Annotated in this window: 29 protein-coding genes; 9 read left to right on the forward strand and 20 right to left on the reverse strand. The window is 65.1% G+C overall.

From position 1 onward, the window contains the following. Positions 1 to 18 precede the first annotated feature (18 nt). Positions 19 to 381, forward strand: a complete 363-nt coding sequence (locus NDI54_RS07385; protein ID WP_310895815.1) for a helix-turn-helix domain-containing protein — start codon at positions 19 to 21, stop codon at positions 379 to 381. After that, positions 378 to 680 carry a DUF7521 family protein gene (locus NDI54_RS07390; RefSeq protein WP_310895816.1) on the forward strand — a complete coding sequence of 101 codons (303 nt, stop codon included), beginning with the start codon at positions 378 to 380 and terminating at the stop codon, positions 678 to 680. Before NDI54_RS07385 ends, NDI54_RS07390 begins: the two co-directional genes overlap by 4 nt. A gap of 22 nt (positions 681 to 702) precedes the next feature. Here NDI54_RS07390 and NDI54_RS07395 read toward each other — a convergent pair whose 3' ends face one another. After that, entirely contained in the window at positions 703 to 1,281 is a 579-nt protein-coding gene (locus NDI54_RS07395) for a halocyanin domain-containing protein (RefSeq protein ID WP_310895817.1), read from the reverse strand. 170 nt (positions 1,282 to 1,451) lie between these two features. Between NDI54_RS07395 and NDI54_RS07400 the strand changes: the two genes are divergently transcribed. Further along, positions 1,452 to 2,978 (forward strand): cryptochrome/photolyase family protein, encoded by a 1,527-nt coding sequence (locus tag NDI54_RS07400; protein ID WP_310895818.1) that lies wholly within the window; start codon positions 1,452 to 1,454, stop codon positions 2,976 to 2,978. Positions 2,979 to 2,997: 19 nt separating this feature from the next. Here NDI54_RS07400 and NDI54_RS07405 read toward each other — a convergent pair whose 3' ends face one another. Genes NDI54_RS07405 through NDI54_RS07425 form a run of 5 tightly spaced genes read right to left on the reverse strand, consistent with a single transcriptional unit; the run spans position 2,998 to position 6,250 of the window. After that, complete coding sequence (locus tag NDI54_RS07405) at positions 2,998 to 3,702, reverse strand: DUF2270 domain-containing protein (RefSeq protein ID WP_310895819.1); 705 nt, start codon at positions 3,700 to 3,702, stop codon at positions 2,998 to 3,000. Further along, positions 3,695 to 4,084 carry a helix-turn-helix domain-containing protein gene (locus NDI54_RS07410; RefSeq protein ID WP_310895821.1) on the reverse strand — a complete coding sequence of 130 codons (390 nt, stop codon included), beginning with the start codon at positions 4,082 to 4,084 and terminating at the stop codon, positions 3,695 to 3,697. Before NDI54_RS07410 ends, NDI54_RS07405 begins: the two co-directional genes overlap by 8 nt. Positions 4,085 to 4,123: 39 nt before the next feature. Further along, a complete protein-coding gene (locus NDI54_RS07415; RefSeq protein WP_406600175.1) occupies positions 4,124 to 4,558 on the reverse strand; it encodes a DUF6691 family protein in 435 nt (144 codons plus the stop codon). A gap of 26 nt (positions 4,559 to 4,584) precedes the next feature. Then, positions 4,585 to 5,058: a YeeE/YedE family protein gene (locus NDI54_RS07420; RefSeq protein ID WP_310895823.1), complete on the reverse strand. Its 474-nt coding sequence runs from the start codon at positions 5,056 to 5,058 to the stop codon at positions 4,585 to 4,587. 1 nt (position 5,059) lies between these two features. Beyond that, positions 5,060 to 6,250, reverse strand: a complete 1,191-nt coding sequence (locus tag NDI54_RS07425) for an MBL fold metallo-hydrolase (RefSeq protein ID WP_310895824.1) — start codon at positions 6,248 to 6,250, stop codon at positions 5,060 to 5,062. Positions 6,251 to 6,425: 175 nt separating this feature from the next. Here NDI54_RS07425 and NDI54_RS07430 point away from each other — a divergent pair, with 175 nt between their 5' ends. Both NDI54_RS07430 and NDI54_RS07435 read left to right on the forward strand, forming a co-directional pair. Beyond that, positions 6,426 to 6,695, forward strand: coding sequence for a sulfurtransferase TusA family protein (locus tag NDI54_RS07430; RefSeq protein WP_310895825.1), 270 nt, complete (start codon positions 6,426 to 6,428; stop codon positions 6,693 to 6,695). Then, on the forward strand, positions 6,692 to 7,240 hold the full coding sequence (locus tag NDI54_RS07435) for a DsrE/DsrF/DrsH-like family protein (RefSeq protein WP_310895826.1): 549 nt from the start codon (positions 6,692 to 6,694) through the stop codon (positions 7,238 to 7,240). Before NDI54_RS07430 ends, NDI54_RS07435 begins: the two co-directional genes overlap by 4 nt. Here the strand turns inward: NDI54_RS07435 and NDI54_RS07440 are convergent. The 3 genes from NDI54_RS07440 to NDI54_RS07450 all read right to left on the reverse strand — a co-directional run bounded on the left by NDI54_RS07440 (position 7,229) and on the right by NDI54_RS07450 (position 12,391). Next, positions 7,229 to 8,983, reverse strand: a complete 1,755-nt coding sequence (locus NDI54_RS07440) for an ABC1 kinase family protein (RefSeq protein ID WP_310895827.1) — start codon at positions 8,981 to 8,983, stop codon at positions 7,229 to 7,231. The two genes, NDI54_RS07435 and NDI54_RS07440, sit on opposite strands and share 12 nt — an antisense overlap. Before the next feature lie 52 nt (positions 8,984 to 9,035). Continuing rightward, positions 9,036 to 11,672, reverse strand: coding sequence for a heavy metal translocating P-type ATPase (locus tag NDI54_RS07445; protein WP_310895828.1), 2,637 nt, complete (start codon positions 11,670 to 11,672; stop codon positions 9,036 to 9,038). A 128-nt stretch (positions 11,673 to 11,800) separates the two neighbouring features. Beyond that, on the reverse strand, positions 11,801 to 12,391 hold the full coding sequence (locus tag NDI54_RS07450) for an AsnC family transcriptional regulator (protein ID WP_310895829.1): 591 nt from the start codon (positions 12,389 to 12,391) through the stop codon (positions 11,801 to 11,803). Positions 12,392 to 12,547: 156 nt separating this feature from the next. Here NDI54_RS07450 and NDI54_RS07455 point away from each other — a divergent pair, with 156 nt between their 5' ends. The 3 genes from NDI54_RS07455 to NDI54_RS07465 are packed head-to-tail and all read left to right on the forward strand — an operon-like array spanning position 12,548 to position 15,404. Continuing rightward, positions 12,548 to 13,627: a metal ABC transporter substrate-binding protein gene (locus NDI54_RS07455; RefSeq protein WP_310896324.1), complete on the forward strand. Its 1,080-nt coding sequence runs from the start codon at positions 12,548 to 12,550 to the stop codon at positions 13,625 to 13,627. Between the two features lie 8 nt (positions 13,628 to 13,635). Next, on the forward strand, positions 13,636 to 14,433 hold the full coding sequence (locus NDI54_RS07460) for a metal ABC transporter ATP-binding protein (RefSeq protein WP_310895830.1): 798 nt from the start codon (positions 13,636 to 13,638) through the stop codon (positions 14,431 to 14,433). Continuing rightward, positions 14,430 to 15,404 carry a metal ABC transporter permease gene (locus NDI54_RS07465; protein WP_310895831.1) on the forward strand — a complete coding sequence of 325 codons (975 nt, stop codon included), beginning with the start codon at positions 14,430 to 14,432 and terminating at the stop codon, positions 15,402 to 15,404. The genes NDI54_RS07460 and NDI54_RS07465 overlap by 4 nt, the downstream gene beginning before the upstream one ends. 51 nt (positions 15,405 to 15,455) lie before the next feature. Here NDI54_RS07465 and NDI54_RS07470 read toward each other — a convergent pair whose 3' ends face one another. The 4 genes from NDI54_RS07470 to NDI54_RS07485 all read right to left on the reverse strand — a co-directional run bounded on the left by NDI54_RS07470 (position 15,456) and on the right by NDI54_RS07485 (position 17,465). Next, entirely contained in the window at positions 15,456 to 16,163 is a 708-nt protein-coding gene (locus tag NDI54_RS07470) for a TMEM165/GDT1 family protein (RefSeq protein ID WP_310895832.1), read from the reverse strand. Beyond that, positions 16,160 to 16,852 carry a metal-dependent transcriptional regulator gene (locus tag NDI54_RS07475; protein WP_310895833.1) on the reverse strand — a complete coding sequence of 231 codons (693 nt, stop codon included), beginning with the start codon at positions 16,850 to 16,852 and terminating at the stop codon, positions 16,160 to 16,162. The genes NDI54_RS07470 and NDI54_RS07475 overlap by 4 nt, the downstream gene beginning before the upstream one ends. Positions 16,853 to 16,934: 82 nt before the next feature. Then, positions 16,935 to 17,084 (reverse strand): hypothetical protein, encoded by a 150-nt coding sequence (locus tag NDI54_RS07480; RefSeq protein WP_310895834.1) that lies wholly within the window; start codon positions 17,082 to 17,084, stop codon positions 16,935 to 16,937. 132 nt (positions 17,085 to 17,216) lie between these two features. Further along, on the reverse strand, positions 17,217 to 17,465 hold the full coding sequence (locus NDI54_RS07485; RefSeq protein ID WP_310895835.1) for an MTH865 family protein: 249 nt from the start codon (positions 17,463 to 17,465) through the stop codon (positions 17,217 to 17,219). 113 nt (positions 17,466 to 17,578) lie between these two features. On the opposite strand from NDI54_RS07485, the gene NDI54_RS07490 reads away from it, so the two are divergent. Continuing rightward, positions 17,579 to 18,931 carry a PQQ-dependent sugar dehydrogenase gene (locus tag NDI54_RS07490; RefSeq protein ID WP_310895836.1) on the forward strand — a complete coding sequence of 451 codons (1,353 nt, stop codon included), beginning with the start codon at positions 17,579 to 17,581 and terminating at the stop codon, positions 18,929 to 18,931. Positions 18,932 to 18,970: 39 nt separating this feature from the next. Here the strand turns inward: NDI54_RS07490 and NDI54_RS07495 are convergent, their stop codons facing one another. From NDI54_RS07495 to NDI54_RS07525, 7 genes are all read right to left on the reverse strand, one after another. Continuing rightward, positions 18,971 to 19,141 (reverse strand): hypothetical protein, encoded by a 171-nt coding sequence (locus tag NDI54_RS07495; protein ID WP_310895837.1) that lies wholly within the window; start codon positions 19,139 to 19,141, stop codon positions 18,971 to 18,973. Between the two features lie 2 nt (positions 19,142 to 19,143). Then, positions 19,144 to 19,371: a zinc ribbon domain-containing protein gene (locus NDI54_RS07500; protein WP_310895838.1), complete on the reverse strand. Its 228-nt coding sequence runs from the start codon at positions 19,369 to 19,371 to the stop codon at positions 19,144 to 19,146. Between the two features lie 227 nt (positions 19,372 to 19,598). Next, positions 19,599 to 20,189 (reverse strand): DJ-1/PfpI family protein, encoded by a 591-nt coding sequence (locus NDI54_RS07505; protein ID WP_310895839.1) that lies wholly within the window; start codon positions 20,187 to 20,189, stop codon positions 19,599 to 19,601. Positions 20,190 to 20,255: 66 nt separating this feature from the next. After that, a complete protein-coding gene (locus NDI54_RS07510) occupies positions 20,256 to 21,050 on the reverse strand; it encodes an HAD-IIA family hydrolase (protein WP_310895840.1) in 795 nt (264 codons plus the stop codon). Positions 21,051 to 21,086: 36 nt separating this feature from the next. Beyond that, on the reverse strand, positions 21,087 to 22,472 hold the full coding sequence (locus NDI54_RS07515; protein ID WP_310895841.1) for a response regulator: 1,386 nt from the start codon (positions 22,470 to 22,472) through the stop codon (positions 21,087 to 21,089). Between the two features lie 81 nt (positions 22,473 to 22,553). Continuing rightward, on the reverse strand, positions 22,554 to 23,228 hold the full coding sequence (locus NDI54_RS07520) for a DUF2071 domain-containing protein (RefSeq protein WP_310895842.1): 675 nt from the start codon (positions 23,226 to 23,228) through the stop codon (positions 22,554 to 22,556). A 21-nt stretch (positions 23,229 to 23,249) separates the two neighbouring features. Further along, a complete protein-coding gene (locus NDI54_RS07525; protein WP_310896325.1) occupies positions 23,250 to 23,954 on the reverse strand; it encodes a YqjF family protein in 705 nt (234 codons plus the stop codon). Between the last annotated feature and the right edge of the window lie 113 nt (positions 23,955 to 24,067).

A 24,067-nucleotide genomic window follows, 5' to 3' on the forward strand; every position in this document is an offset into this window, starting at 1 on the left:
CCCTGAGAGGGTCCCTCCGTGGCACACAACGACGCGAGCGAGACACAGGCGCTGTTTGACGCCCTCGCCGACCCTGACTGTCGCCACATACTCAGGGTACTCGACGAGCCGCTGCCAGCCAAAGAGGTCGCCTCGGTCTGTGACCTGCCCCAGACAAGCACGTACCGGAAGCTCGAACAACTGAGCGAGGCCGACCTGGTTGCCGAGGAGACGGAGGTGCGCGCTGACGGCCATCACGCGACCGCGTACGTCCGGGACTGTGACGGAGTGTTCGTCGGCATCGACGGCGACGGCGCGTTGGAGGTCGACGTTTTGCCGGCCGAGGAGCGGCCGAGCGACCGGCTCGCGCACCTGTGGTCTCGCGTCAGTGAGGAACTATGAACGGAGACATTCCACTCATCGTCATCGGGTTCAAGACCGTCACGGTGTTGCTCGGCGGGCTCATCACCTACTTTGCCGCTCGCGCTGCGTTGAAAACGAGGGCGACCGGACTCACGTATCTCGCCGTCGGCTTCGCGACCATCACTGTCGGGTCGCTCATCGCCGGTGTCGCGGATCAACTGTTCGGCTTACCCACGGATGTCGCACTGATTTTCGAGAACGCGCTCACTGCAGTCGGTTTCGCAGTCATCGCGTACTCGCTGTACGTCACCAGCCGCTCCGCGCTAGTAAAACGATAAAAACCGGCCGGTACCTATCGGATTATTCGACGACGACTGCGCCTTTCATGCCCAGCGCGACGTGCGGGACACAGTTGTAGAGGTAGGTGCCACTTTCCTCGAAGGTGTGCTCGTAGGTTGTTCCTTCCTCGGCGACAGCCGAACCCGAGTCGAGCGGGCCGTCGTCCTCGGAGACGACATTGTGAGTGGATCCTTCGCCGGTCCACTCCCAGACGACCGTCGTTCCGGTCGAGACCTGCACTGCAGGCGGGTCGAAGGCGAACGCGCCCCCGTTGCCCTCCGCGCCGACTGCGACAGTGACCTCGTCCTGATCGGTCATCACGACCATGGAGCCATCGAAGTTCGACGCGTCGCCGACGTAGTCCGCGACCTCGCTCGGCGCTTCGACGGTTTCCATGTCCCCGCCGCTCTCGGTGGTCTCCATCTCCTCGGCTTCAGTGGTTTCCATTTCCTCAGTTTCGGTGGTTTCCATCTCGCCGTCACCGCCGTCGCCGCTGCTACCGCCGTCACCGCCGGACCCGCCACAGCCAGCAAGCAGTCCAGCGCCCGATACGGCCGCAGTCGTGCGGATAAATGTCCGCCTGTCGAGGTCGTTTGACATGCGTCTAAAGTTATGACTGTGCACTGATAAGGCAGTCGTTTCTGTCGTTTGTCCGGGAACAATAATTGACGACAGACCTGCCCGATGACGCCACGATACCGACACAGTTCGGACCGGGATTGATGCGGATCGGTCCCCTCACTGCGTCCAATGGGAGTGTCCGTTCAGAGATGACTGTCTGGCTCCGCGGTGACCACCTCGTTCGGCGGTCCGGTCCCGTCGCTCGCCGGTCGGACGAACCAGTGCTCCTGATCGAGGCGCAGTCGTTCGCTCGCAAACTGCCGTACCACCCGCACAAACTGGTCCTACTATTCAGCGCGCTGCGACATTTCAGGAACGATCTGCGGTCGGAGGGCCGGACAGTTCACTACCACCAGGCCGAGAGTTTCGAGCGCGGACTGGCGAAACACTTCGAGACTCATCCGGACGACACGCTCGTGACCCACCGGCCACAGACCGAGTCCGCACGGAAACGACTCGAATCGCTGGTGGCCGAGGCCGGCGGCACCGTCGAGTCCGTTCCCGACGAGCGATTCATCTGCTCCCCCGCGAAATTCGACGAGTGGGCCAGTGACGGCCGCTACCGCCACGAGGACTTCTATCGGTTCATGCGCCGTGAAACGGGGTACCTACTGGATGACGGTGGCCCTGTCGGTGGCGAGTGGAACTACGACGACCAGAACCGGGAGACGCCGCCCGAGAGCTGGACGCCGCCGGAACCACCGCAGTTCGAACCGGACGAGGTGACCCAGAAGGTCATCGAATGGGTCGACGCGACGTTCGATGGGAGCTACGACGAGCGACCCTACGGCGGCGACTGGGCCGACCCCGAGCCGTTCCGCTGGCCGGTCACCCGCCGGCAGGCCGTCCGAGCGCTGGATCACTTCGTTACGAACCGACTAACCGAGTTCGGACCGTACCAGGACGCCATGCTGGACGCAGAGTGGGCGATGAGCCACAGCCTCCTTTCGACATCGCTCAACCTCGGTCTCCTTGGGCCGGCGGAGGTCATCGAGCGTGCGATTGCTGCGTATGAAGACGGCGATGCCCCGCTGCACAGCGTCGAAGGGTTCGTCCGGCAGGTGCTGGGCTGGCGTGAGTTCCTCCGGCACGTCTACCGACGGGAGATGCCCGACTTGGCCGATGCGAACCAGCTCGGCGCGAGCGAGGACCTGCCCGACTTTTACTGGGACGGAGACACCGACATGGCCTGCCTCTCGGACGTGGTCGACGACGTCCGAAAGCGGGGCTACTCGCACCACATCGAGCGGCTGATGGTGCTTGCCAATTTCGGGCTCATCTACGGCGTCGAACCGACCCAGCTCAATCGGTGGTTCCACGCCGGCTACGTCGACGCCTTCCACTGGGTGACGACGCCGAACGTCGTCGAGATGGGGCTGTACGGCGCGGGTGTGTTCGCAACCAAACCGTACGCCTCGTCGGCGAACTACGTCGACAAGATGAGCGACTACTGCTCGGGCTGTCCATACTACAAGACCAAGACGACCGGTGAGGGGGCCTGTCCGTTCAACGCCCTGTACTGGGACTTTCTGGACCGCAACGAGGACGCGCTCCGGTCGAATCACCGGATGGGGCTGATGTACAGCCACGTCGACAACAAAGACGAGGCGGAACTCGATGAAATCCGCGAACGGGCCGCAGAGATACGGGAGATGGCTGACGCCGGCGAGCTGTGAGTTCTCGCTGTCCCGTAATTCACTCCTCCGCCCAGTCGCCGACGGCGTACTCGCGGAGCTCCGACCGCGAGTGCCAGGTCCGGGGGCGAAGGGCCACGACGACCGCACCCAGGTAGGCGAGCGCGACAACAGCGGTGACGACCGTTCCGGGGACCATGCCGACGCTCGCGCTCGCCGGCCACGGCCCCGACTCGGCGAAGGCGGTCACGCGGATGAGCCACGCGGCCGTCACGATGGAGACCAGCGCGAGGTAGACGCGCCTGAGCCGATGGGCCAGCGCTTCCTCGAACGGGACTTTCAGCGTTGGCTGATGGTAATCGGCCCGAAGCTTCTCTCGCCAGGTGTGGTCGTCAACGTCGCTGCTGGGGTCGAGCCCCTGTGCCCAGACGTTCTGCTGGATGAGCCGCACCCGGGAGCGCCACACGTCGAACCCACGGTAGCGGTGGGCCTCGATGCCCAGGAACGCGGCCAGCGCGACGAGGCCGACGAGGATGAGATAGTGGGGGTTCCCCGGGTCCGAAAAGGCCCAGGTGAGGATGGCGGCGATGACGGTCACGGCCCAGTTCGTGGTGCGGTCGAGTCGCTCCCGCCAGCGGGTCATCCGGTGGACCTCGCCCCGATAGAGGTGGGCCATCGACGAACTGGGCCCCATCTCCCGTTCGAACAGGCCAGCACCGAGTCGGCGCTCTTGCTCCCCGTCCGGCGTGAACTGGTCCTCAGTCATCTTCGACGCGCTCCCCGAACTTCCGGCGGAAGTCACTGATGAGCTGCCCCATCATCGCGTAGTAGTCGTTGAGTTCCCGCTGCATCTGGTCGGCCACGTCGTCCGGGTCGGCGGCGTCGTAGACGTGGTGGTAGCCGCTCCCCTCGCCGCTGACCTGCTCTTGCACCACGAGGTCTGCGTCGAGGAGGCGCTGCAGTGACCGGTAAACGGTCGTCCGTTCACGCTCGACCTGCGCAGCGAGTTCGTCCACAGTCACCGGCTCGTCAGTCTCGACGAGTCGCTCGAAGCAGGCCCGGTCGAGGTCGGTGAGGTCGTGGAAACACTCCAGTAGGTAGTCACACTCGAACTCCTCGGACAGCATCGTGCGGATCGGTTCAGGCATGTCGAAACCTTCCCGACGGGTCGCTGATAGTGGTATCGTTCACGCCGGCTCCTCCGTTGGGTGCCCCGCCTCGCTCGACAGCGACCGGACATACCCCTGCAGGTACGCGCCGACGAACATTCCGAGGACGCCATAGAGGATCGGGAGGTTGCCGACACCGAGGCTCGCGTACGCCGCGCCCGGACAGATGCCCGAGAGGCCCCAGCCGACGCCGAATATTCCACCACCGATGACGACGTTTCGGTCCATCGTCTTCAGCCGCTTGCCGAACTCGGTCCCCGTCAGTGGGGCGCGACGGCCGGTCCGACTCAGAACTGCGAAGGCCGTCCCGGCGACCAGACTCGCCCCGCCCATCACGAACAGGAGGCCAAGATCCGCAAGCTGGAGAAATCGGAGAACGACTTCCGGTCGGTACATCTGGCTGAGGCCGAGGCCGAAACCGAACACGACGCCACCGACCAGTATCGCGGGCATGAACAGCGGATGGCGGCCGGCGTCGCTCACGGCGTCACCCCCAGTGCCTGCACGGTCAGCGCCGTGCCGATGGCGATGCTCACGAAGACACCGACGTTGAGCAGCGACGCCTCCGAGAGGGAGCCGACGCCACAGACGCCGTGGCCGGAGGTACACCCTTTGCCGACCCGGGTCCCGACGCCGACGAGGACACCCCCGCCGAGCAGTCGCCACCACTGCACGTCCGTCGTCCAGCCGAACTCGCCGAATGCGAGGCCGTACAGCGCGCCGCCGAGCACGATTCCCAGCGTGAACACGACCCGCCAGTCGCGGGTCGCAGTGAAGCGGAACTGCTGGAACCGCGGGCGGTCCGAGACATACGACAGCGTCGATTCGAGGAACGTGCTCGCGCCGGCGGTAATACCCGTCGCCCCGTAGATGATGACGGTCCCCGCGCCGATGAGTACGCCACCGAGGAGGTAGTGGGCAATACCGTTCGGGAGCAGCGTCTCCGGCCCCATCTCAGTCCCCTCGCATGGTGTCGGCGCTGGCCGCGCAGTTGTTCGGCCCCCGCTCCAGTTCGGCGACCAGGTCGTCGGCGACCTGCTGTTCCCCGAGGTTCGTGGCGATAATCTCCTCGTAGTTGGTCGGCCGCGGCGGCATGTCACCCAGCACACGCTCGACGAACGCCGCCCGCTCCAGCGTGAGCACGTCCAGCGAGTCCACGATATCGCCCAGCCTGGCCGTGAAACTGCCGTCGGCCGCGCGGGGCGTCCCGTCGCTCGCATGCCCTGGGGCAACGACCGTGGCTTCGGGCAGCGAGAGGACGCGCTCCTGCAGTGTTTCGTACAGTTGGCTCGCGGCGTCGGGTGCCCCCTCGTCGCCGTCTTCCAGGTCCGGCCGAGCGACGCTCTCGACGAACAGTCCGTCACCGGTCAGCAACACCGTGTCCTCGACCAGGAACGAGGTCATCCCGCTCGTGTGGCCGGGCGTGTGGACCGCCTCGATAGCGACCGACCCGACAGATATCGTCTCGCCGTCGGCAATCGTCTGGTAGGGACTCTCGTAGTCAAGGCCCCGTTGGACCGCGCCGGCGGGGACCATCGTTGGAACGCCGTGGTCGCGCTGGAGTGCCCGGACCCCGCTGACGTGGTCCGCGTGGACGTGTGTGTCAACCGCGGCGACCAGGTCCGCGCCGTGGTCGGCGGCGGCCGCGACGTAGTCGTCAGCGAAGGCCCGGAGCGGGTCGACGACGACCGCTTCGTCTCCGGAAACGACGAGATAGGAGAGACACCCCGAGGCAGGGCGGTGGAACTGAACGACGGTTGCGGCCGTATCCACGTCGAGTTCCGTCGACGTGAGCACGCGTTCCCATCCCGCCATGCCGTCCGCTACGGCGATGACATCGTCAACTCCGGCGTCGTCGAGGCGGTCAGCCACGAATCGGCTGGATTCTCCCTTTGCACAGACCGTGTACAGCGGCCGTGCATCCGGAAGCGCAGCGAGACTGTCGTCCGTCACGCCGTCGAGGAACTCGTAGTACGGGACGTTCGCGAACTCGACGCCCGGCCCGTCGATTCGCCAGTCGTCCACCGAGTCCGGCGCACGCGTGTCCAGGATACCAATCGGTTCGCCGTCTGCGAGTTGCTGGGCCAGTGCCACCGGCGCTATCGTTTCGACTGTCTCCGGAATCTCGAACGGTTTGTCGGTCATTCTGTACGCTCTGTATCCGCTAGCCGTACAAAAAGGCATTGGTAGAATTGTACAAAATACACAATACCAAAACAAACATTGTCCTACTAGGTGCCGGAATAGCGAGAATTTCTCGACATCTGTAGCCAAAGGACTTATTCGACCGCACAATATATTGTGTGCTGAGTACAATCCAATGGCAACCAACAACGACGAACTGACTGTTGCGAAGACGCTGGATGTGAAAGGGGCGTCGTGCCCGATGCCTGTGGTCAAGACGAAACAGGCCGTCGACGACCTGGCAGTCGGCGAAGTGCTGGAAGTCCTGGCAACGGACGCCGGCAGCGTCAGCGATATCGCGGGCTGGGCATCGACGCTCGATTCCGTCGTCCTACGCGAGCAGACGGAGTCTGAGGACGACGGAACGACTGTCTATCACCACCGCATCGAGCGGGTGGACGCATGAGCAGCGACGCGGCGACGGACGAGCAGTCGCTCCAACAGCGCGTGGCCGACCTGGAATCCGAGGTGGCGGCGCTCGGTGTGGATGAGCCGACGCGAATGACGATCATCGCCACGAAAGGCTCACTCGACATGGCCTATCCGCCGCTCATCCTGGCGAGTACGGCCGCCGCCTTCGGCTGGGACGTGACGGTGTTCCACACCTTCTGGGCGCTGGACATCCTCCACGAGGAGCGCTCACGCGAACTTCAGGTCAGCGCCGTCGGCAATCCGAGTCTGCCGATGCCGAACATCCTCGGGGCGCTCCCCGGCGGTGACTCGCTGACCACCTGGTACATGAACAGAGAAATCGACGCCAACGGGACGCCGAGGATTGAGGAACTCGTCGAGACAGCGCTCGATATGGGCGTCGACCTGCAGGCCTGTGAGATGACGACGGAACTGTTCGACTACGAGACCGACGTGTTCTACGACGGCGTCACGACCGGGGTCGGCGCGGCAACGGCGCTTGAGCACATGGCCGACGCCGACATCCAGCTACTCGTCTAGTTCGGGCGCGTCGGCCGCCCTGCGCTGTTGCATTTCGTGGCGGGTGAACTGTGGCGTCGCCAGCGCCGGCCCGCGGCGTCGGCGGAACGACCACCCGAGAACCCCGAGCACCGCCGCGCTCCCGCCCAGCGCAAGTCCGGCGGCCTCCAGCCCGCTCACGGTGTAGAGATACGCACTCAGCGGAATGCCCGCGCTGGCGACGATACCCAGCAGGAGCCGCTTGGCGAGTACCCGGCTCAGCCCGTCGCTGTCCTCTAAGACCGTTTTGACGAGCAGTTCCTCGCGCTCGGCCCGGTCGAGTGCATCCTCTAGCTTCGGCGCGGTCCGAACTGCCGACCGGGTCGAGCCCGTCACCGTCTCCCGGATCTCCGTCTTGATCTGCTCTCTGACATCATCGCCCGCTCCCTGCTCCATGACGTACTCCGAAATGATCTCGATGAAGTCGAACTCGGGGTCGAGGGTCCGGCAGACCCCCTCAAGCACCGTCGTCACGCGGACCACCAGCGCCAGGTCCTGTGGCAGGCGCATCGGGAACTCATACAGTTGTGCCTCGAACTGGCCGACCAGTTGCTCGACGCGGTACTCGCTGATGTCCTCGCCGCGGAACTGCTCGATGACGATGTCGAAGGCCTCCCGCATCACGTCCCGGTCGGCCATCGGGTCCAGCGCGCCCATCTCGACGAAGGCGTCCATCACGCGGTCCACGTCGTCGGTCGCCAGGCCGACGTAGAACTCCAGCAGTTGGTCCTGGGTTTTGGGGCCGAGATAGCCCGTCATCCCGAAGTCATAGAAGACGAGCGTCCCGTCGGGCTGGACCGCCAGATTGCCGGGATGGGGGTCGGCGTGAAAGAGGCCGTCCTCCACGATCATCTGGATGTACACCTCCTCAAGCCGGCGGACGAGTGCCGGCCGGTCGATGCCGAGTTCGTCCAGTCGCTCCACATCGTCGATTTTCACGCCGTCGATGTATGTCATCGTGAGCACGCGGTCCGTCGAGTGGCTCCCGATGAGTGCCGGAATGGCGATGTCCTCGTCGGCCGCGAAGTTGTCGCCGATCTCCCGGAGCATCCGCGCCTCGTGGCCGTAGTCCATTTCCCGGCGGACCGTCGCCGCGAACTCCTCGGTGAGATTCTCCAGCGTGAACGCCTGCCCGGGGTCCGCGCCGTAGGTGAGTATCGGCAGCAGCGTCGACAGCACCCGCAGGTCCGACTCGACGCGCGTTCTGATATTGGGTCGGAGCACCTTCACCGCGACCCGCTGCCTGTCGATCCGCGCTTCGTACACCTGTCCCAGTGAGGCCCCGGAAATCGCCGTCGTGTCGAATTCATCGAACAGCACGTCGACATCGTCGCCCAGTTCCCGCTCGATGACGGGCTCGATGGTCGCCCACGATTCCGGCGGGACGTTGTCCTGGAGCTCCGAGAGCACGTCGACGTACGCCCGCGGCAGGGCGTCGGGCCGGGTCGACAGCATCTGCCCGAGTTTGATAAAGGCCGGACCCAGATTGACGAAGGTGTCTTTCAGGTAGCGAGCGCGCCGCATCTGCGTCTCGGGAGTCGCTGTCCGGGACCGGCCGAACAGGAGGAACCGCTTGCGGTCCCGACCCCACTCCCACAGCAGCGGGACGAACTGCCAGACGATGACGAGTGCGCGCCAGAGCGCCCGGAGCCGAACGCCGACCCCTGTCGGCTGTGACACTGGCTGTCCCGTCGGCTCGTCGGCGACACGCTCCTCAGCAGTCACTGTTCGCAAGTGAGGCCCGGCGACAAATGAGTCTGCTGGAGACGGCTCCCGATCAGCGACGCAGGAAGCCCAGCAGGCGATACTCCGAATCCGGTTTGTACCGGCGGAACGCGAGGCTGTTGGCCAGCACTGATACGGACGATGCGGCCATCGCAACGGCGGCAAGCACCGGCTGGAGCAGCCCCAGCGAGGCCAGCGGAATCATCACCGTGTTGTAGCCCAGCGCCCAGAAGAGGTTCTGCTTGATCTTCCGGAGCGTTGCCTCGGAGATCCGGATGGCCTTCACCACGTCGGCGGGATCGTCCCGGAGCAACGTCACGTCGCCGGCCTCGATAGCAACGTCGGTCCCGGAGCCGATGGCACAGCCGACGCTCGCGGCAGCCAGCGCTGGCGCGTCGTTGACGCCGTCGCCGACCATCATCGCCTGGTCGCCGTCGCCCTGGAGCTCGTCGACGGCGTCGGCCTTGTCCTCGGGCAGTACGTCGGCCATCACGTTGTCGGGGTCGATACCGACTTCCTCGGCGACGGCGCGGGCGGTCCGCTCGTTGTCGCCGGTGATGAGCCAGACGCCCAGCCCGCGCTCTCGGAGGCCGCTGACAGCGGCCTTCGCGGACTCCTTGACCGTGTCGGCGTCGGCGACGATACCGATGAGGCGGTAGTCCGGGTCGCTATCGCTCTCGGTGCCGTCGCCCCCCGCGTCCTCGGCCAGCGCGACCAGCATCGCCGTCTTGCCCTCGCGCTCCAGCGCATCCATTCGCTCCGCTGTCGGTCCGATATCGACGCCGGCTTCGGAGAGCAGTTTCCGGTTGCCGACGAGGACGCGGCCGTGGCGCGTCGTCGCCTTCACGCCCTGGCCGGGGACGTTCTCGAACTCGTCGGGGTCCTCGACATCGATACCGCGCTCGCGTGCGCCCTCGACGATGGCCTCGGCCAGCGGGTGCTCGCTGGCGTGTTCGGCAGTCGCGGCGACTTCGAGGACAAAGTCCTCGCTCAGTTCGCGCTCGGGCTTGAGCGTCCCGCCGTCGGCGGCCGGGCCGACGACCTCGACATCGGTCAGTTCCATCTCGCCTTTCGTCAGCGTCCCCGTCTTGTCGAAGACGACGGTGTCGACCTCGTGGACCCGTTCGAGTACGTCGCCGCCCTTGAACAGGACGCCGTTGCGCGCGCCGATTGCCGTTCCGACCATCGTCGCGGCGGGCGTCGCTAATCCGAGTGCGCAGGGACAGGCGATGAGCACTGCGGAAGCGAACACGACGACGGCGAACTCGCTCACGCCGACGCCGGCCGGCCCGCCCGCGGCCAGCCCCCACAGTGGGAGCGCATCGACGACGGCCGCCAGCGTCTCCGGCGCGACTGCCCACAGTACCGCCCAGAGGACGGCGTTGCCGATGACCGCCGGCACGAAGTACGCGGAGATGCGGTCGGCGACGTTCTGGATGTCGGGCTGGCGGGACTGGGCCTGCCGGACCCGCTCGGCGATCTGCTGGATGGCCGTCTCGGAGCCGACCTTGGTCGCCTCGATTTCGAGGACGCCGTTCTGGTTCACCGTCGAGCCGATGACCTCGTCGCCCTCACCTTTCTCGACCGGGACGGACTCGCCGGTCACCATCGACTCGTCGACAGCCGAGTCGCCGCCTACGACGACGCCGTCCGTCGGAATCTGCTCGCCCGGCCGGACTTTCAGCCGGTCGCCGACCTCCACCTCGTCGACAGGGATTTCCTCCTCAGTGCCGTCGTCGCGGACGACCGTCGCCGTGTCGGCCTCCATCTCTAGCAACTGTTGGATGGCGGCCCCGGCCTGGCTCTTCGAGCGTGCTTCGAGGTAGTTGCCGAGCGTGATGAACATGAGAATCAGCGCGGCCGTATCGAAGTACAGCCCCGTGCTCGCGATGAGGTCCGCCAGCGCGACCACGGAGTAGACGTACGCCGTCGATGAGCCCAGCGCGATGAGTACGTCCATGTTGGCCCGGCCGTTGTTGACTAGTGCCTTGTAGGAGTTCTCGTAGAAGGGCTTGCCGAGCAGAATCTGGACCGGCGTCGCCAGTGCGAAGGCAATCCAGCCCTGCGGAACTCCCAGAATCGTCTCGCGGATGAGGCCAAGCGAGAACAGGTGATCCGCCATGAACAACAGGAGCGGCACAGAGAAGACGGCTCCGAACAGCGTGAGTCTGAGCTGTTTGCGTGTCTCCCCGTTTCGCGCGGCGGCGCGGCGGTCAGCGCCGGACTGTTCGCCGCCGGAGGCGTCGCTCCCGTCGTCGCCGCCTTCCCCCTCTCTAACGGGCGTGTAGCCCGCAGATTCGATGGCGTCGTAGAGGTCTGCACGCGATACGTCGGCCGGGTTGTACGTGACCTGGGCCTCGTCGGTGGCGTAGTTCACGTCGGCCTCGATAACGCCCGCAGTTCCTTCCAGTGCTTCCTCGTTGGTGTCCGCGCAGTTCGCACACGACATGTCGGTGATGCCGACGGTCACCGTCTCCGTCGCCACGTCGTAGCCCGCGTCCCGGACGGCGGCGACGATGTCGGCCAGCGATACCACGTCGGGGTCGTACTCGACGCTGCCCTCGTCGGTGGCGTAGTTCGCATCGACGGACGCGACGCCGTCGAGTTGGTCCACCGACTCCTCAATCGTGCCCGCGCAGTTGGCACAGCTCATCCCTGTCAGTTCGAGCCGGGTGGTCCGGTTGCTCATCTTGCCTTACTGTACGGCCCCCTCGTTCATGCGGTTTGTCCCTTCAATTCGAAGGCCAAACCACCCGTTTAGTTTGGGTCTAAACTCATATCGGCAGTAACTTCGCAATCTAAAGTGACGTTCGCAGTTCAGGCCCCGTCTTTCAGTGACTCGTACTGGTCGACGAACCGCTCCGCACAGGAGCCACAGCAGAAGTAGTACCGCTCGCCGTCGAGCGTCCGCTGTTCGCCCTCCTCGTCGACGGTGTTGCCACACTCCGCACAATCAGGTGCGAACTCCGCCGCGCCCAGGCCGGCGGTCCAGTCGCTGTCCGCGATCATCCGGACTTCGTAGCTGTCCACGGCCTCAAGGTCGACGTGGTCGGCGAGGAGTTCGCTGGCGTCGGACTGGGGGACGGTCGCCACCAGAACCACGCGGCCGCTGGCGGTCCGGTACACTCGTTCGACGGATTCGGCGTCGCTGACCGCCGACGTGATGTCGGCGGCCCGCCCCGGTTTCGCGTCTATCTCGATCAGAACCGGCACGCCGGCCTGCAACAGTGAGCGGTCGACATCGACAGTAAACCCCTGTATCAGTCCCATCTCGGAGAGTCGGTCGACGCGGTCGGAGACCGCCGGCGGCGAGAGGCCGACACGCTCGGCGATGTCGCTGTAGGGTCGCCTCGCGTCTTCGAGCAAGAGTTGGAGGATCTCGTGATCGGTGTCGTCGAGCCCGGGCATATCGGACCAACTTCGAGCGCCGGTTTATGCGTTATGCCCGCCTGTCTCTGTGGCTACACGCGGCACAGAGGGTGGGTAGTAGTCTGTATTAGACTAATCTAATCTGTTCCTTAGATACTAACTATTATATACTTCTACGATAGCAATTCACATATGATGCATATCGAACTCTCCAGCGAGCCATCGGGTGGACTCACCCGCCGGCAGGCCCTCGGTGCCGGAGCGGGCGTTCTCACGAGTGGATTCGCCGGCTGTCTGACCGGCGGCGGGGCCGAAGCGTCCACAAGCGACGGCAGCGCGACCGGTGCGGACGGGCCGGTCGCGGTCGCGTCCTTTTTCAGCTTCTATGACTTCGCCCGTGAGGTCGCACGTGGGACGCCGATAACGGTCAAGAATCTCATCCCGACTGGATTGCACGGCCACGGCTGGGAGCCGGACGCCAGCATCACGCGAGAGATCATCGACGCGGACGCGTTCATCCACGTCGGCCCGGACTTCCAGCCGTGGGCGGACCGGGCGATCCAGACCCTCGAAGACGACGACGTGGATACCGAACTCATCAACGTCCGTGCGGGCGTCGAACTCGAATCGCTCGCGGCGAGCCTCGACCGCGACGAGGAAGGCGTCGGACAGAACCGGGCCAGAGACCCCCACTTCTGGCTTGACCCCCAGCGCGCGAAGCAGTCGGTCGACAACATCACCGAAGGGCTGGTCGCGCTCGCACCGGACGCCGAAGCCACGCTCCGGGACAACGCCGAGACGTACAAATCGGCGGTCCTCGACCGCATCGACGCGGACTACGCCGAGATCTTCGACCGGGCCAACCGGAACGTGGTCCAGCTCGCGGCCCACAACGCCTTCCAGTACATCGGGACCCGGTACGGTGTCACCATGCGACCGCTCGTGGTCAACCTCGCTGCCAGCGGTGACGTGAAACCGTCGGATATCACCGAGGCGAAGGCGGTCATCGAAGAGAACGATATCCGGTACATCGGGGCCGGCGTGTTCGAAACCCGGAAGCCGGCGAGGCAGTTGCTCGCCGAGACAGCAGTCGAGGCCTACTACCCGGTGACGCCCTATGCCGGCGTCCGCGAGGAGTGGGTGGCAAACGACTGGGGCTACGAGGAGATCGCTTATCAGATAAACATGCCGACGTTCGAGGTCGTTCTGGGCAATGTCGCACCCGAAAACGCGGGTCCGGACGGCTGGAACGAGACCTGGCGGAACTTCGAGTGATGGTGTCGATGCGCTCCCACCACCGAAGCGACACTGACGAAGCGCCGACAGAGACGACCGAGAGCGAGTCGCCCGTTATCGAACTCACGGACGTGTCGTTCGGCTACACCGCCACGCCGGTCGTCGAAGACATCAGCGTCAGTATCGACCCCGGGGAGTACGTCGCCGTGGTCGGCCCGAACGGCTCGGGCAAGTCGACGCTCATGCGACTGCTGCTCGGGCTGCTGGAACCGGACGCGGGCACCGCGGAACTGTTCGGCGTCGATGCGACGGCGTTCGACGACGGGGCCAGAGTCGGCTACGTCGCACAGCGCGCTGGCACGGGCCAGGACATGCCGATAACGGTCCGCGAAGTGGTGAAAATGGGACGGTTCCCACACGTCGGGTTCGGTCGGCTCTCCGCGGCCGACTGGCGCATCGTCGACAAGGCCATCGAAACGGTCGGGATGACGGGCTTCGCCGACAGGCGAATCACCAACCTCTCCGGCGGGCAGCGCCAGCGAGCGTTCATCGCCCGGGCGCTGGCGGGCGAGGCCGATCTGCTCGTCCTGGACGAGCCGACCGTCGGCGTCGACACTGAATCGGTCGACGCTTTCTACGAACTACTCGATGTCCTCCACGCCGACGGCATCACCGTCCTGCTCATCGAACACGACCTGCAGGCCGTCACCGAACACGCGGAGCGCGTCATCTGCCTGAACCGTGAGATATACTTTGACGGCCCGTCGGCGGAATTCACCGACAGCGCGGCGCTGGCCAGGGCGTTCGGGACGGGCGCGCAGTCACTGACCGGAGGGGGCGGATGACACTCGCGTTTGCTTCCGGTGGCGTCTACGAGGTGTTCCTTCCGGTCCTCGAACTGTGGTACTGGCTCCTGACACAGCTCTACCATCTGACCGGGCTGGAGCTCATCAGCCCCGAGTACACCTTCATGTACCGGGCGATACTGGTCGGGCTGTGCGTCGGTGTCATCGCGCCGCTCATCGGAACGTTCCTCGTCCACCGCCAACTGGCGCTCATCGGGGACGCGCTCGCCCACACGGCCTTCGCCGGCGTCGCCGTCGGGCTGTTTCTGAACGGCGTTTTCGAACTGGGCGTCTCGCCGTATCTCACCGCCGTCGTCGTGGCCGTCATCGCGGCCTTGCTCATCGAACTCATCTCCGAGGCGACCGACGCCTACAACGACGTGTCGATGGCGATTGTCCTCTCGACCGGATTCGCTCTGGGGACGGTCCTCATCAGCCTCAACGCCGGCGGACTGGCCGTCGGTATCAACCAGTACCTGTTCGGCAACCTCTCGACGGTGTCGGCCGAGAACGCGGTCATCATGCTCGGGCTGTTCAGCGTCATCGTCGGGACGGTCGCACTCACACGCAACCAGTTGCTGTACGTCACGTTCGACGAGACTGCCGCCGCCGTCTCCGGGCTACCGGTCGCCTGGTACAACCGGATCATGGTGATGCTGACGGCGCTCGTCGTCGTCGGTGCGATGCAGATTATGGGCGTCATCCTCGTCGCGGCCATGCTCGTTGTCCCGGTCGCCGGCGCGACACAGGTTTCACGGAGCTTCTCGGAGTCGCTGTTGGTCTCGATTGTGCTGGCGGAACTGGCCGTGGTACTCGGCATCGGGGTTTCGTACTACGCCGGTGCGACCGCCGGCGGCGTCATCGTCCTCGTTGCAGTGGGCATCTACGTTCTCGCGGTGCTCGCCGGGAAGCTCCAGCCGTTAGCCGCCACGGAGGAGACGCGGGAACTCGACAGCATCGGCCGGGACTGAGAGTAGGGGTTCCCCTGGGCGGTTACGAGCGGGACGACGGCACAGAGCTTTTCAGGCACCCATCTGCGCCGCGATGGCCGAGACCATCGTCTCCCACAGCGAGACCCCCATCGTCACGCTCAGGGCGAAGTCCGCGGCGAAAAACAGGAACAGTCCCGCGCCGACGAAGTGGGCCGTTCGAAGATTGAACCGGTGGGCGAAGCGGTGGAAGAAGAGGGCGTTGGCGAGGCTCACCGGGATGATGGCGAGCATCTCGCCGGCCCAGATGGCGCTCCCGTAGGCGCTGTACTGGGCGGCGAGCGTGATCGTGATGAACTGGGTCTTGTCGCCGAACTCGCCGAAGGCCATCATCGCGAAGATGGGCAGGAACCCCCCGAGCTTGTTCGGGACCTGCCAGTCGACAACGGGGACGCGAACGTCGAGTTGCCCGCCATCGGTGGCGAAGCCGGACGCGGGTTCCTGTTGGTCCGTGTCGGCCGCCGGCGCACTGCGAACCAGCAGGATCGCGAAGACGAGGAACATCACGGCAGTGAGGCTTTCGAGGACGATACCGGGCAGTACCGACGTGATCGCGGAGCCGAACCAGATCTCCAGTGCTGTCCAGCCGGCGAACGCGGTGCCCGCGGCGCTGACGACGAGGAACGGATTGAATCGTGTCGACAGGCCGGCGATGATGAACTGGACTTTCTCGCCGGGGAGGACCGCGAGCTGCGCACCGGCCGCTATCGCGACGACCGTCAGCCACGTCACGTCGCTCACACTTGGCTCACTCCGTCTTCGCCACGTGCGTCCGGGGCGCGGACCTGAATCGCGTCGGCGATGTGGTCCGGTAACGACACCGATGACCCGCTCTCAAGCCGGACCGTCACCATCCCGATTGGGGCGACTTCCTCGACGGTCAGCACTGTCCCCGGTGTGATGCCGGCATCGGAGAGGTACGTGAGTTCGTCGGGGTCCCGGTCTCGGACCCGCGCGACTTCGAGTCGGCCCCCTTCCCCGTGTTCCGACAGCGCCGTCACGGAGTCGTCGTCTATCGGGTCCAGCGAATCGCTGGGGATCGGGTCACCGTGTGGGTCGAACTCCGGTTCGTCGAGCACGGCCGCGACCCGGCGCTCGAACTCCTCGCTGATGTGGTGTTCGAGCACCTCGGCCTCCTCGTGGACCTCTGTCCAGTCGTAGCCCAGCTGCTCGGTCAGGAACGTCTCAAGCAGGCGGTGGTGGCGGATGATCTCCAGGGCCACCGTCTCGCCTTCCGGCGTCGTCCCCACGCCCTTGTACTTCTCGCGTTCGACGAGTCCACGGTCGGCCAGCTTCTCGACCATACTGGTGACCGTCGGTGCCGTTACATCGAGCGCTTCGGCGATAGTCGACGGAGAAATCGGCGGGTCGCCGTCCCGCTCTAGACGATAGATGGCCTTCAGGTAATCCTCCATCTTGGCACTCAACATACACCAAATTAGACGTATCTAACCCAAAAGATTGGCGGTTCCAACAACTTTGTTCGCGTCGGTCACAGGCTGCTGGCACCGATTACTCGTCTGCGGCGTACGTTTCACGTCGGTAGCGGGTCAACAGCCACAGGAACAGATAGCCGATCGCACCCAGTACAAACAGCGTCGCGGGAATGAGAAAGGGGCCGAACGTCCGAACGAGCGTCTCGATTCCCGACACACCGACCATATCTCGGCTATGGACGGTAGCCTGATAAACCGCAAGGGTCTGGCGACCCGGGCGTTTTGACTGAGTCGGCCGATGCTTTCGGAGACTGTGGCGCAAAACCGAAACAGCGTGCCCGAGCCCGGTCAGTCCCGATCAGATGAGGTCCTGGTCTTCGAGCGACGACATGACATCGTCGACGAAGTCGTCGACGCTCTCGTAGGGGAACTCCCCGTCCAGCTTCGTGTTCAGTTCCATCGCCGTCATCGAGAAGTCGCCGGACTCGAACTTCGTGGACGGGCCGCTGGGCAGCGCCGGGACGAGATCCATCGGACTGGAGATCGGGTAGTCTGCTTCCTCGAACGCCTCGACGAACTGCGAGCGCAGGTCTTCTTTGTCTACCATGCGCGGACGTTGTGCAAGAATTAGTATAAAAGGTTCGACATCGGTACACTTTCCCATTGTTTTGAGTTTACTCGGGCTACAACGTTGATGGGGCCTCGCACCGTTGGGACGGTATGCAGCGGCCCTCCCGACGGCGATTCATTCAGACCGGACTCTTGACAGTTGTTGGCCTCGCTGGCTGTGCCACGCCCGGAAACTCCGGCAGCGACGAAACGGACACTGGCAACGGCGGGGTGGGAACCGATGGGGCGGCGACCGGGAGCGACGGCACAGCGGCGGGCGACCTCGCCGATCTCGAACTCGGCGTGGAGACACTCGCTACCGGGTTCACCTCGCCGGTCGGCGTGTCAGTCCCAGCGGAGGGGACCCTCTACGTCGTCGATCAGCCCGGTCAGTTGTACCGGGTCACCGACGGCGGCGACCTCGAAGTGGCGCTCGATATCCGTGACCGCGTCGTCGACGTGAGCGGCTACGACGAACGCGGACTGCTCGGGGCCGCGTTCCACCCTGACTTCGACGGGAGCGGTCGGGTGTTTCTGCGATACAGCGCCCCGCGGCGCGAGGGGACGCCCGATTCGTATTCACACACGTTCGTGCTGTCCTCGTTTCAGGTCAGCGACGGCTCGTTCGACCCCGAGTCCGAGCGCACGGTACTTGAGATTCCACAGCCACAGGCCAACCACAACGCGGGGTCCATTGCGTTCGGCCCGGACGGGTACCTCTACGTCGGCGTCGGCGACGGCGGCGGTGCGAACGACCAGGGCACGGGCCACGTCGACGACTGGTACGACGCCGTTCCGGGCGGGAACGGGCAGGACGTGACCGAGAATCTGCTGGGGAGTATCCTCCGGATCAATGTCGACACCGGCGGCGACTCGCCGTACGCGGTCCCCGAGGACAATCCGCTGGTCGACGGTGACGGCCTCGGCGAACAGTACGCCTGGGGCTTTCGCAATCCCTGGCGTTTCTCTTTCGGCCCGGGCAGCCGCCTGTTCGTCGCCGACGTGGGACAGAACGAGTACGAGGAGGTGAACGTCGTCGAACGCGGCGGGAACTACGGCTGGAACGTCCGCGAAGCCACGCACTGCTTCGGAGCGGAGAACTGCCCCGGCGAGACGCCCGACGGCGACCCGCTCATCGACCCGATCATCGAGTATCCCCACGGGGGAGCGTCGGTGTCCGGCATCTCCGTCATCGGCGGCTACCTGTACGATGGGGACGCTGTGCCCGCACTGCAGGGCCACTACGTGTTCGCCGACTGGCGGGCCGACGGGCAGCTATTCGTCGCACGGGAGCGCGACGACGGTCTGTGGCCGGTCACGGCGGTACCCGTCGCTGACGATGGCTTCGGCTCGAACGTCCTTTCGTTCGGTCGAACGACGGCAGGGGAACTGCTCGTCTGTACGACCGATGCCGGCGGCGTCAGCGGTAATAGCGGTGCTGTACACCGTATCAGACAGGCGTAGCTCGGCGTATCGGGGTGCCGTCGCGGCGGTCCCGCTTCGCTACCGGACCCGTCGGTCGTCGTCCGTATCGCGCCGGGCCATCCGTTCGGCCGTCTCGCGGTCCGTCTCGACGCCCTGATCGTGTTCGCTACGGATCAGCGCGTACAGGACCAGCGGCGCGGCCAGTGCGAACAGCAGGACCACGACGAACAGCCCAGTCACGGCAGGCATCGTCAGCCGAGGAAGATATCCGCCAGGTCACTACCTGCGGACCCGGTGTCCCGGTACAGTTCCGAGTAGCCGCAGTTCGTACACGTGACGACCTGGAACTGGTTGGTCTGGATGTCGAACATCTTCGAAAGGCCGCCGCCGGTGGTCGAGATGCTACCCACGTCAGTGCCGGTGTGGCCGCATTTCGGACAGCCGCGCTCGTCGTCTTGCGGTCGCGTGTTGGAGGGCATTGCACGCGGTTGTTCAACCGCCAGCATAACAAATCTGGTGCCACCGTGAGACGTACCCAGCCACCTGCCAGGCTCTTCACAGTCGGCTGCTGCTATCTGTCATGTCGTCCCGTCGTTGAGAACGAGGCGGGCGAACGTAATGGTGCACTATGCCAGTTCCCACCCGCCTCAACGGAGAGAAACGCCCCCGTTATTTGTTTGTTATGAATCCCCCAAAGTTGCGGGCCTCAGTCGTCGGCCGGAATCGGGTCGCCGTGGGACACCTCGTCGCCGAGCAGGGCCATGAACTGCGCGAGCCACTCGGGGTGGTCGGGCCAGGCCTGGCCGGTGACGAGGTTGCCGTCGGTGACGACCTCGTCGACCCACGAACAGCCGGCGGCCTCGCACTCGGCGCGACAGGCCGGGTACGAGGTCATCTCGTAGCCGTCGAGCACGTTGGCGGCGGCGAGGATCTGTGGTCCGTGACACAGCGCCGCGACGGGTTTGTCTTCCTCGAAGAAGTGTCGTACTGCGTCCAGCACCGCGTCGTAGGTCCGCAGATACTCGGGGGCGCGACCGCCAGGGACACACAGCGCGTCGTAGTCGCTCGGGTCCACCTCGGCCATCGTCGCGTTCAGGACGAAGTCGTGGCCGCGGGACTCCATGTAGGTCTGGTCGCCCCGGAAGTCGTGTATCGCTGTCTTGATCGTTTCTTCGGCCTCCTTGTCGGGACACACCGCATCGACCTCGTGGCCGACCATCTGTAGCGCCTGGAACGGCACCATAATCTCGTAGTCTTCGCCGAAATCGCCGACGATCATGAGGATGTCTTTGCTCATCGGTAACACCAGTGAACGCTACGGTCGCTGAGAAAATAAAGCCGAAGGTGAATTACCAGCGCCGTGTCACACGGCAAGCGACGCCAGCACGTCCTCGATGTCCGCCAGCGAATCGATGACGTGGTCGGGCGTCACGGCGCTCCGTTCGAGCGCCCGCTCGTCGGTCACACCCGTCCTGACGAGGACGGTCGTCATTCCGTTCCGTTCACCCATGGCGATGTCAGTCTCCAGTCGGTCGCCGACGATGAGACAATCTGCCGGCGCACAGTCCAGTCGCTCCAGCGCCGCCTGGACGGCGATCTCAGAGGGCTTGCCCAGTATCCGGTCCGGCTCCCGTTCAATGACGCCTGCAATCGCGTTGATGATGGCTCCGGAACCCGGGACCGGTGCGCCGTCCTCGCCGGGGAACGTCCGGTCCGGGTCGGTTCCGAGGAAGACGGTGTCGTCGTCGACGGCCCGGAGCGCATCGACCATGTCGCGGTAGTGGAAGCCGTCAGTCCAGGAGGCCAGTAACACGTCAGTCGCTGCGGGCTCCTCGACGAGGCGTGCCGCTGTCCCCTCAACAAGGGTACGGAGCTGGTCGCTCCCGATGACGAACACGGTGTCCCCCGCGTGGGTCCCGTTGAGGTACTCGCGGGTGACCACGCCGGAAGAACAGGCCTCTCCCTCGCGGGCGTCGACGCCCAGCCCCCGCAATCGCTCGACGTACTCGCTCCCGTCGTGGATCGGGTTGTTCGAGAAAAAGCAGATCCGCAGGCCCCGCTCTCTGAACACGTCGATCGCTGACGCCGCGCCCGGTAACAGCGTGTCTCCGTGGTACACAGTTCCGTCCAGGTCGACGATGACCCCCTCGACTGTCATTACCACTACTCGGAACCCGGCAGTGAAAAGTCCGTCTCAGTCGTGTAGTTCGACGCCGGTCACCTCGAAGCGCGCCCCGCCGCTATCGCTATCGGTCAGTGACACCGCCCAGCCGTGGGCCTCGGCGACCTGTTCGACGATAGCCAGCCCAAAACCGGTACCGTCATCGGTTGAGGAGTAGCCCATCTCGAACACGTCATCAGCGTCGCCGTCGACACCCGCTCCGTTGTCCGCGATGTAGAAGCCGTCGTCTGACTCCAGCAGCCCGACCTCGATTTCGACCTCGCCGTCGTTGTGTTCGATGGCGTTCCGGAATAGGTTCGCCAGGAGGTCCTGCACGCGCCCGCTGTCGGCGGCGAGTTCCGCGCTCGACTCGACCGACATGGATGACTGCTCCGCCTCGATCCAGGTCCATGCAGTCGACGCCAGCGTCGACAGCTCTGTCTCCTGTGGATCACTGACAGTCCGGCCCTGCCGTGCCAGTGCGAGTACGTCCTCGATGATACAGCCCATCCGGTCCAGCGACCGGTCGATTTTGGCGACCAGTTCGGCGTCCTCGCTATCGGCCGGCGTTGACAGCAGGTCGACTGCGCCCTGTGCGACGTTCAGCGGGTTCCGGAGGTCGTGGCTGACGACGCTTGCGAACTCCTCGAGCCGCTCGTTCTGGCGCTCCAGTTCGCGCTGGCGCTCGACGCGCTCGGTGATATCACGCGAGACCAGCTGGAACGTGTCTGTCTCGCGGTGGCTGTCGACGGGGATGAACTGGTTCTGATAGTGGCGTCCGTCGACAGCGTCTTCCGTCCGCGTCGCGGCACCGTTCTCGACCGCGTTCCGGCCGGCTTCGATACGCTGGGTCGCCGCCTCGCTGTCCATCACGTCGTCCAGCGTCCGGCCGGCGAGTGCGTCGGGGTCGACACCCAGCCGGTCGGCCATCGAGGGGTTCACCGAGAGGATCGTCCCGTCGGTCGTCAGGTGGACGATACCGTCCGGGGAGTCCGCGACCAGCGACTCGAACTTCCGGCGGGTACGCTCCTGTGAGACGACGTTCTCGATCCGGTTCGCCAGCCGGCCGTACTGCTTGTCTTCGACGACTTCGAGCTTCAGGAGGTAGTCGGCGACGCCGGCCGCAATGGCGGCACTCGCCGTCTCCTCGTCCCCTCGCCCGGTCAGTAGAATAAATGGAATGGACGAGTTCGTCTCCCTGATCGCCGCAAGCAGTTCCAGCCCGTCCATCTCGGGCATCTCGTAGTCGCTGACGACGCAATCGAACCCGTCCGCGTCGAGCCGGTTCAGTGCTTCTTCGGCGCTGTTTGCGGCGACAGAGTCGATGCCGTGTTGTTGCGTGAGTGTATCAGCGGTCATTTCCGCGAAAAAGTCGCTGTCGTCGACGACTAACGTCCGTATATTGTTTTCAGATGTCATGTGGGCGGCGGGTTCCTTGTCCCTCAAATGGGCTGTCCCTACTTATATTTCAAGGGAGCTAGGTCGACCGTGAGACACCCGCTAGCGCGGTATCGGTGGTGCTATCGATACCTGCACGCCGGGACTGTGGTGGACCAGTGGGTCCGACTCACATGCGGATATATCAACGGACGGAAGTACCGATCCAGTCACGGAGCTGTCGATGCGGTCGAGCCGCCACGGATCGTGACCGACGCTGCCGACGAGGTGCGTTCCGAACCGACCGGTCGTAAAGTACCGCTGCCGGTCGACGAGAAACGAGGCCAGCGAATCCGGCGGGATCGCCACCGGGTCACCCTCGACCGTGTACCGGCACTCGAACAGCCGTCGGTCGCCGGCATCGAGGACCCGGCGTCGGTCGGCCGTCGGGAGCAGCCGCGGAACGGCGTCGCCAACTGTGATCCGAAACAGCTCCGAAACCGCCGTCGTCGTCCGACTGTCGTCACCGTACAGCGCCAGCACGCAGACCCCGCGCTGGCCGGTCGGGCCGCGGACGTAGGTCCGTACCGTGAGCAACTCCGACGGCCCGGCGATCTCGACACCGAACGTCTCGACGCGGTCGACGGTCGCCGCGACGGCCGACACCCAGGCGTCGCCGTCGCTCGTCTCGACCGTGAGCCAGTCGGGGACCACCGCTCCAACCGTTGTCTCGGCGACCGGCCAGTGGCAGAAACACACGTCATCGAGGGTGACCTGCAGCGGGCGAAGGGCGACCACACCGTCACTGGGGGCGACACGCTAATCAGTGTACTGGGCGACCCCATCGAGCCGGTGGAGCCGGCCCGCGGTCACCGGGATCTCCGCACAGTAGTGGACGAGCGGCTCGCCGTCGGGCCTGTCGAATCCCGACGCTGCGAACAGCCTGTTCGTCCGGATGTCGGCTCGGCCCGGCTGCAGCGGCCAGGGTTCGTGGTCGATGTCGGCGTAGTACACCGCCCCGTCGTCGCTCGCCGCGTAGAAGCGATACCGCTCCACCAGGAACGATTCCAGGGAGTCCGGCTCGGGCGTCTCCGGCGGCCCCGTCGGCTCGTATGTTGCGTGGAAATCCGCCGGGGGCGCACGCGAACTGGTCCGACGACTCCGGAACTCGACGCTGTCGCCGTCGGTCCGGACTTGCATCGACGCGTGGTAGTACGACAGCTGGAACAGCCGCCGGGCCAGCGTGACGCTGAGCCGGTCGTCGGCGTCGAGATTGTAGAAGTACACGCCCGGCGTCCCGTCGGCAACCACGTACGTCCGGAGATTTAGCTCGCCGAAGGACCGACCGATGGGGCTACCTCGCGGTCGAATATCGGCCATGTGGAACGGGACAACACTGAGCCACGCCTGCTCGTCGTACGTGTCGACAGCGAGCCCGTCCGGCAGCGTCGACTGGACAATATCGGGCGCGACGGGCCAGTGCATGAACCCCACGTCCTGCCACGTCATCGTCAGCAGGTCCATGTCGGTCTGTAGGGACCAGACGGGTTTTTGCCTGGCGTGGGACGCGGTGACAGATAGCAATGAGCGCGTCCGGCCACGTCTGCACTAAAACTTTGACCGCGCCGCTCCCAGCA

Origin of the sequence: Haloarcula terrestris (assembly GCF_031624315.1) — an archaeon.
GTDB classification, from domain to species: Archaea; Halobacteriota; Halobacteria; order Halobacteriales; family Haloarculaceae; genus Haloarcula; species Haloarcula terrestris.

What these genes read in the sequence shown, in the direction of transcription:
- NDI54_RS07390 (WP_310895816.1), top strand. Translation starts at nt 378, where the DNA reads ATGAACGGAGACATTCCACTCATCGTCATCGGGTTCAAGACCGTCACG.
- NDI54_RS07395 (WP_310895817.1), bottom strand. Translation starts at nt 1,281, where the DNA reads ATGTCAAACGACCTCGACAGGCGGACATTTATCCGCACGACTGCGGCC.
- NDI54_RS07400 (WP_310895818.1), top strand. Translation starts at nt 1,452, where the DNA reads ATGACTGTCTGGCTCCGCGGTGACCACCTCGTTCGGCGGTCCGGTCCC.
- NDI54_RS07405 (WP_310895819.1), bottom strand. Translation starts at nt 3,702, where the DNA reads ATGACTGAGGACCAGTTCACGCCGGACGGGGAGCAAGAGCGCCGACTC.
- NDI54_RS07410 (WP_310895821.1), bottom strand. Translation starts at nt 4,084, where the DNA reads ATGCCTGAACCGATCCGCACGATGCTGTCCGAGGAGTTCGAGTGTGAC.
- NDI54_RS07415 (WP_406600175.1), bottom strand. Translation starts at nt 4,558, where the DNA reads ATGCCCGCGATACTGGTCGGTGGCGTCGTGTTCGGTTTCGGCCTCGGC.
- NDI54_RS07420 (WP_310895823.1), bottom strand. Translation starts at nt 5,058, where the DNA reads ATGGGGCCGGAGACGCTGCTCCCGAACGGTATTGCCCACTACCTCCTC.
- NDI54_RS07425 (WP_310895824.1), bottom strand. Translation starts at nt 6,250, where the DNA reads ATGACCGACAAACCGTTCGAGATTCCGGAGACAGTCGAAACGATAGCG.
- NDI54_RS07430 (WP_310895825.1), top strand. Translation starts at nt 6,426, where the DNA reads ATGGCAACCAACAACGACGAACTGACTGTTGCGAAGACGCTGGATGTG.
- NDI54_RS07435 (WP_310895826.1), top strand. Translation starts at nt 6,692, where the DNA reads ATGAGCAGCGACGCGGCGACGGACGAGCAGTCGCTCCAACAGCGCGTG.
- NDI54_RS07445 (WP_310895828.1), bottom strand. Translation starts at nt 11,672, where the DNA reads ATGAGCAACCGGACCACCCGGCTCGAACTGACAGGGATGAGCTGTGCC.
- NDI54_RS07450 (WP_310895829.1), bottom strand. Translation starts at nt 12,391, where the DNA reads ATGCCCGGGCTCGACGACACCGATCACGAGATCCTCCAACTCTTGCTC.
- NDI54_RS07455 (WP_310896324.1), top strand. Translation starts at nt 12,548, where the DNA reads ATGCATATCGAACTCTCCAGCGAGCCATCGGGTGGACTCACCCGCCGG.
- NDI54_RS07460 (WP_310895830.1), top strand. Translation starts at nt 13,636, where the DNA reads ATGCGCTCCCACCACCGAAGCGACACTGACGAAGCGCCGACAGAGACG.
- NDI54_RS07465 (WP_310895831.1), top strand. Translation starts at nt 14,430, where the DNA reads ATGACACTCGCGTTTGCTTCCGGTGGCGTCTACGAGGTGTTCCTTCCG.
- NDI54_RS07475 (WP_310895833.1), bottom strand. Translation starts at nt 16,852, where the DNA reads ATGTTGAGTGCCAAGATGGAGGATTACCTGAAGGCCATCTATCGTCTA.
- NDI54_RS07480 (WP_310895834.1), bottom strand. Translation starts at nt 17,084, where the DNA reads ATGGTCGGTGTGTCGGGAATCGAGACGCTCGTTCGGACGTTCGGCCCC.
- NDI54_RS07485 (WP_310895835.1), bottom strand. Translation starts at nt 17,465, where the DNA reads ATGGTAGACAAAGAAGACCTGCGCTCGCAGTTCGTCGAGGCGTTCGAG.
- NDI54_RS07490 (WP_310895836.1), top strand. Translation starts at nt 17,579, where the DNA reads ATGCAGCGGCCCTCCCGACGGCGATTCATTCAGACCGGACTCTTGACA.
- NDI54_RS07495 (WP_310895837.1), bottom strand. Translation starts at nt 19,141, where the DNA reads ATGCCTGCCGTGACTGGGCTGTTCGTCGTGGTCCTGCTGTTCGCACTG.
- NDI54_RS07500 (WP_310895838.1), bottom strand. Translation starts at nt 19,371, where the DNA reads ATGCCCTCCAACACGCGACCGCAAGACGACGAGCGCGGCTGTCCGAAA.
- NDI54_RS07505 (WP_310895839.1), bottom strand. Translation starts at nt 20,189, where the DNA reads ATGAGCAAAGACATCCTCATGATCGTCGGCGATTTCGGCGAAGACTAC.
- NDI54_RS07510 (WP_310895840.1), bottom strand. Translation starts at nt 21,050, where the DNA reads ATGACAGTCGAGGGGGTCATCGTCGACCTGGACGGAACTGTGTACCAC.
- NDI54_RS07515 (WP_310895841.1), bottom strand. Translation starts at nt 22,472, where the DNA reads ATGACATCTGAAAACAATATACGGACGTTAGTCGTCGACGACAGCGAC.
- NDI54_RS07525 (WP_310896325.1), bottom strand. Translation starts at nt 23,954, where the DNA reads ATGGACCTGCTGACGATGACGTGGCAGGACGTGGGGTTCATGCACTGG.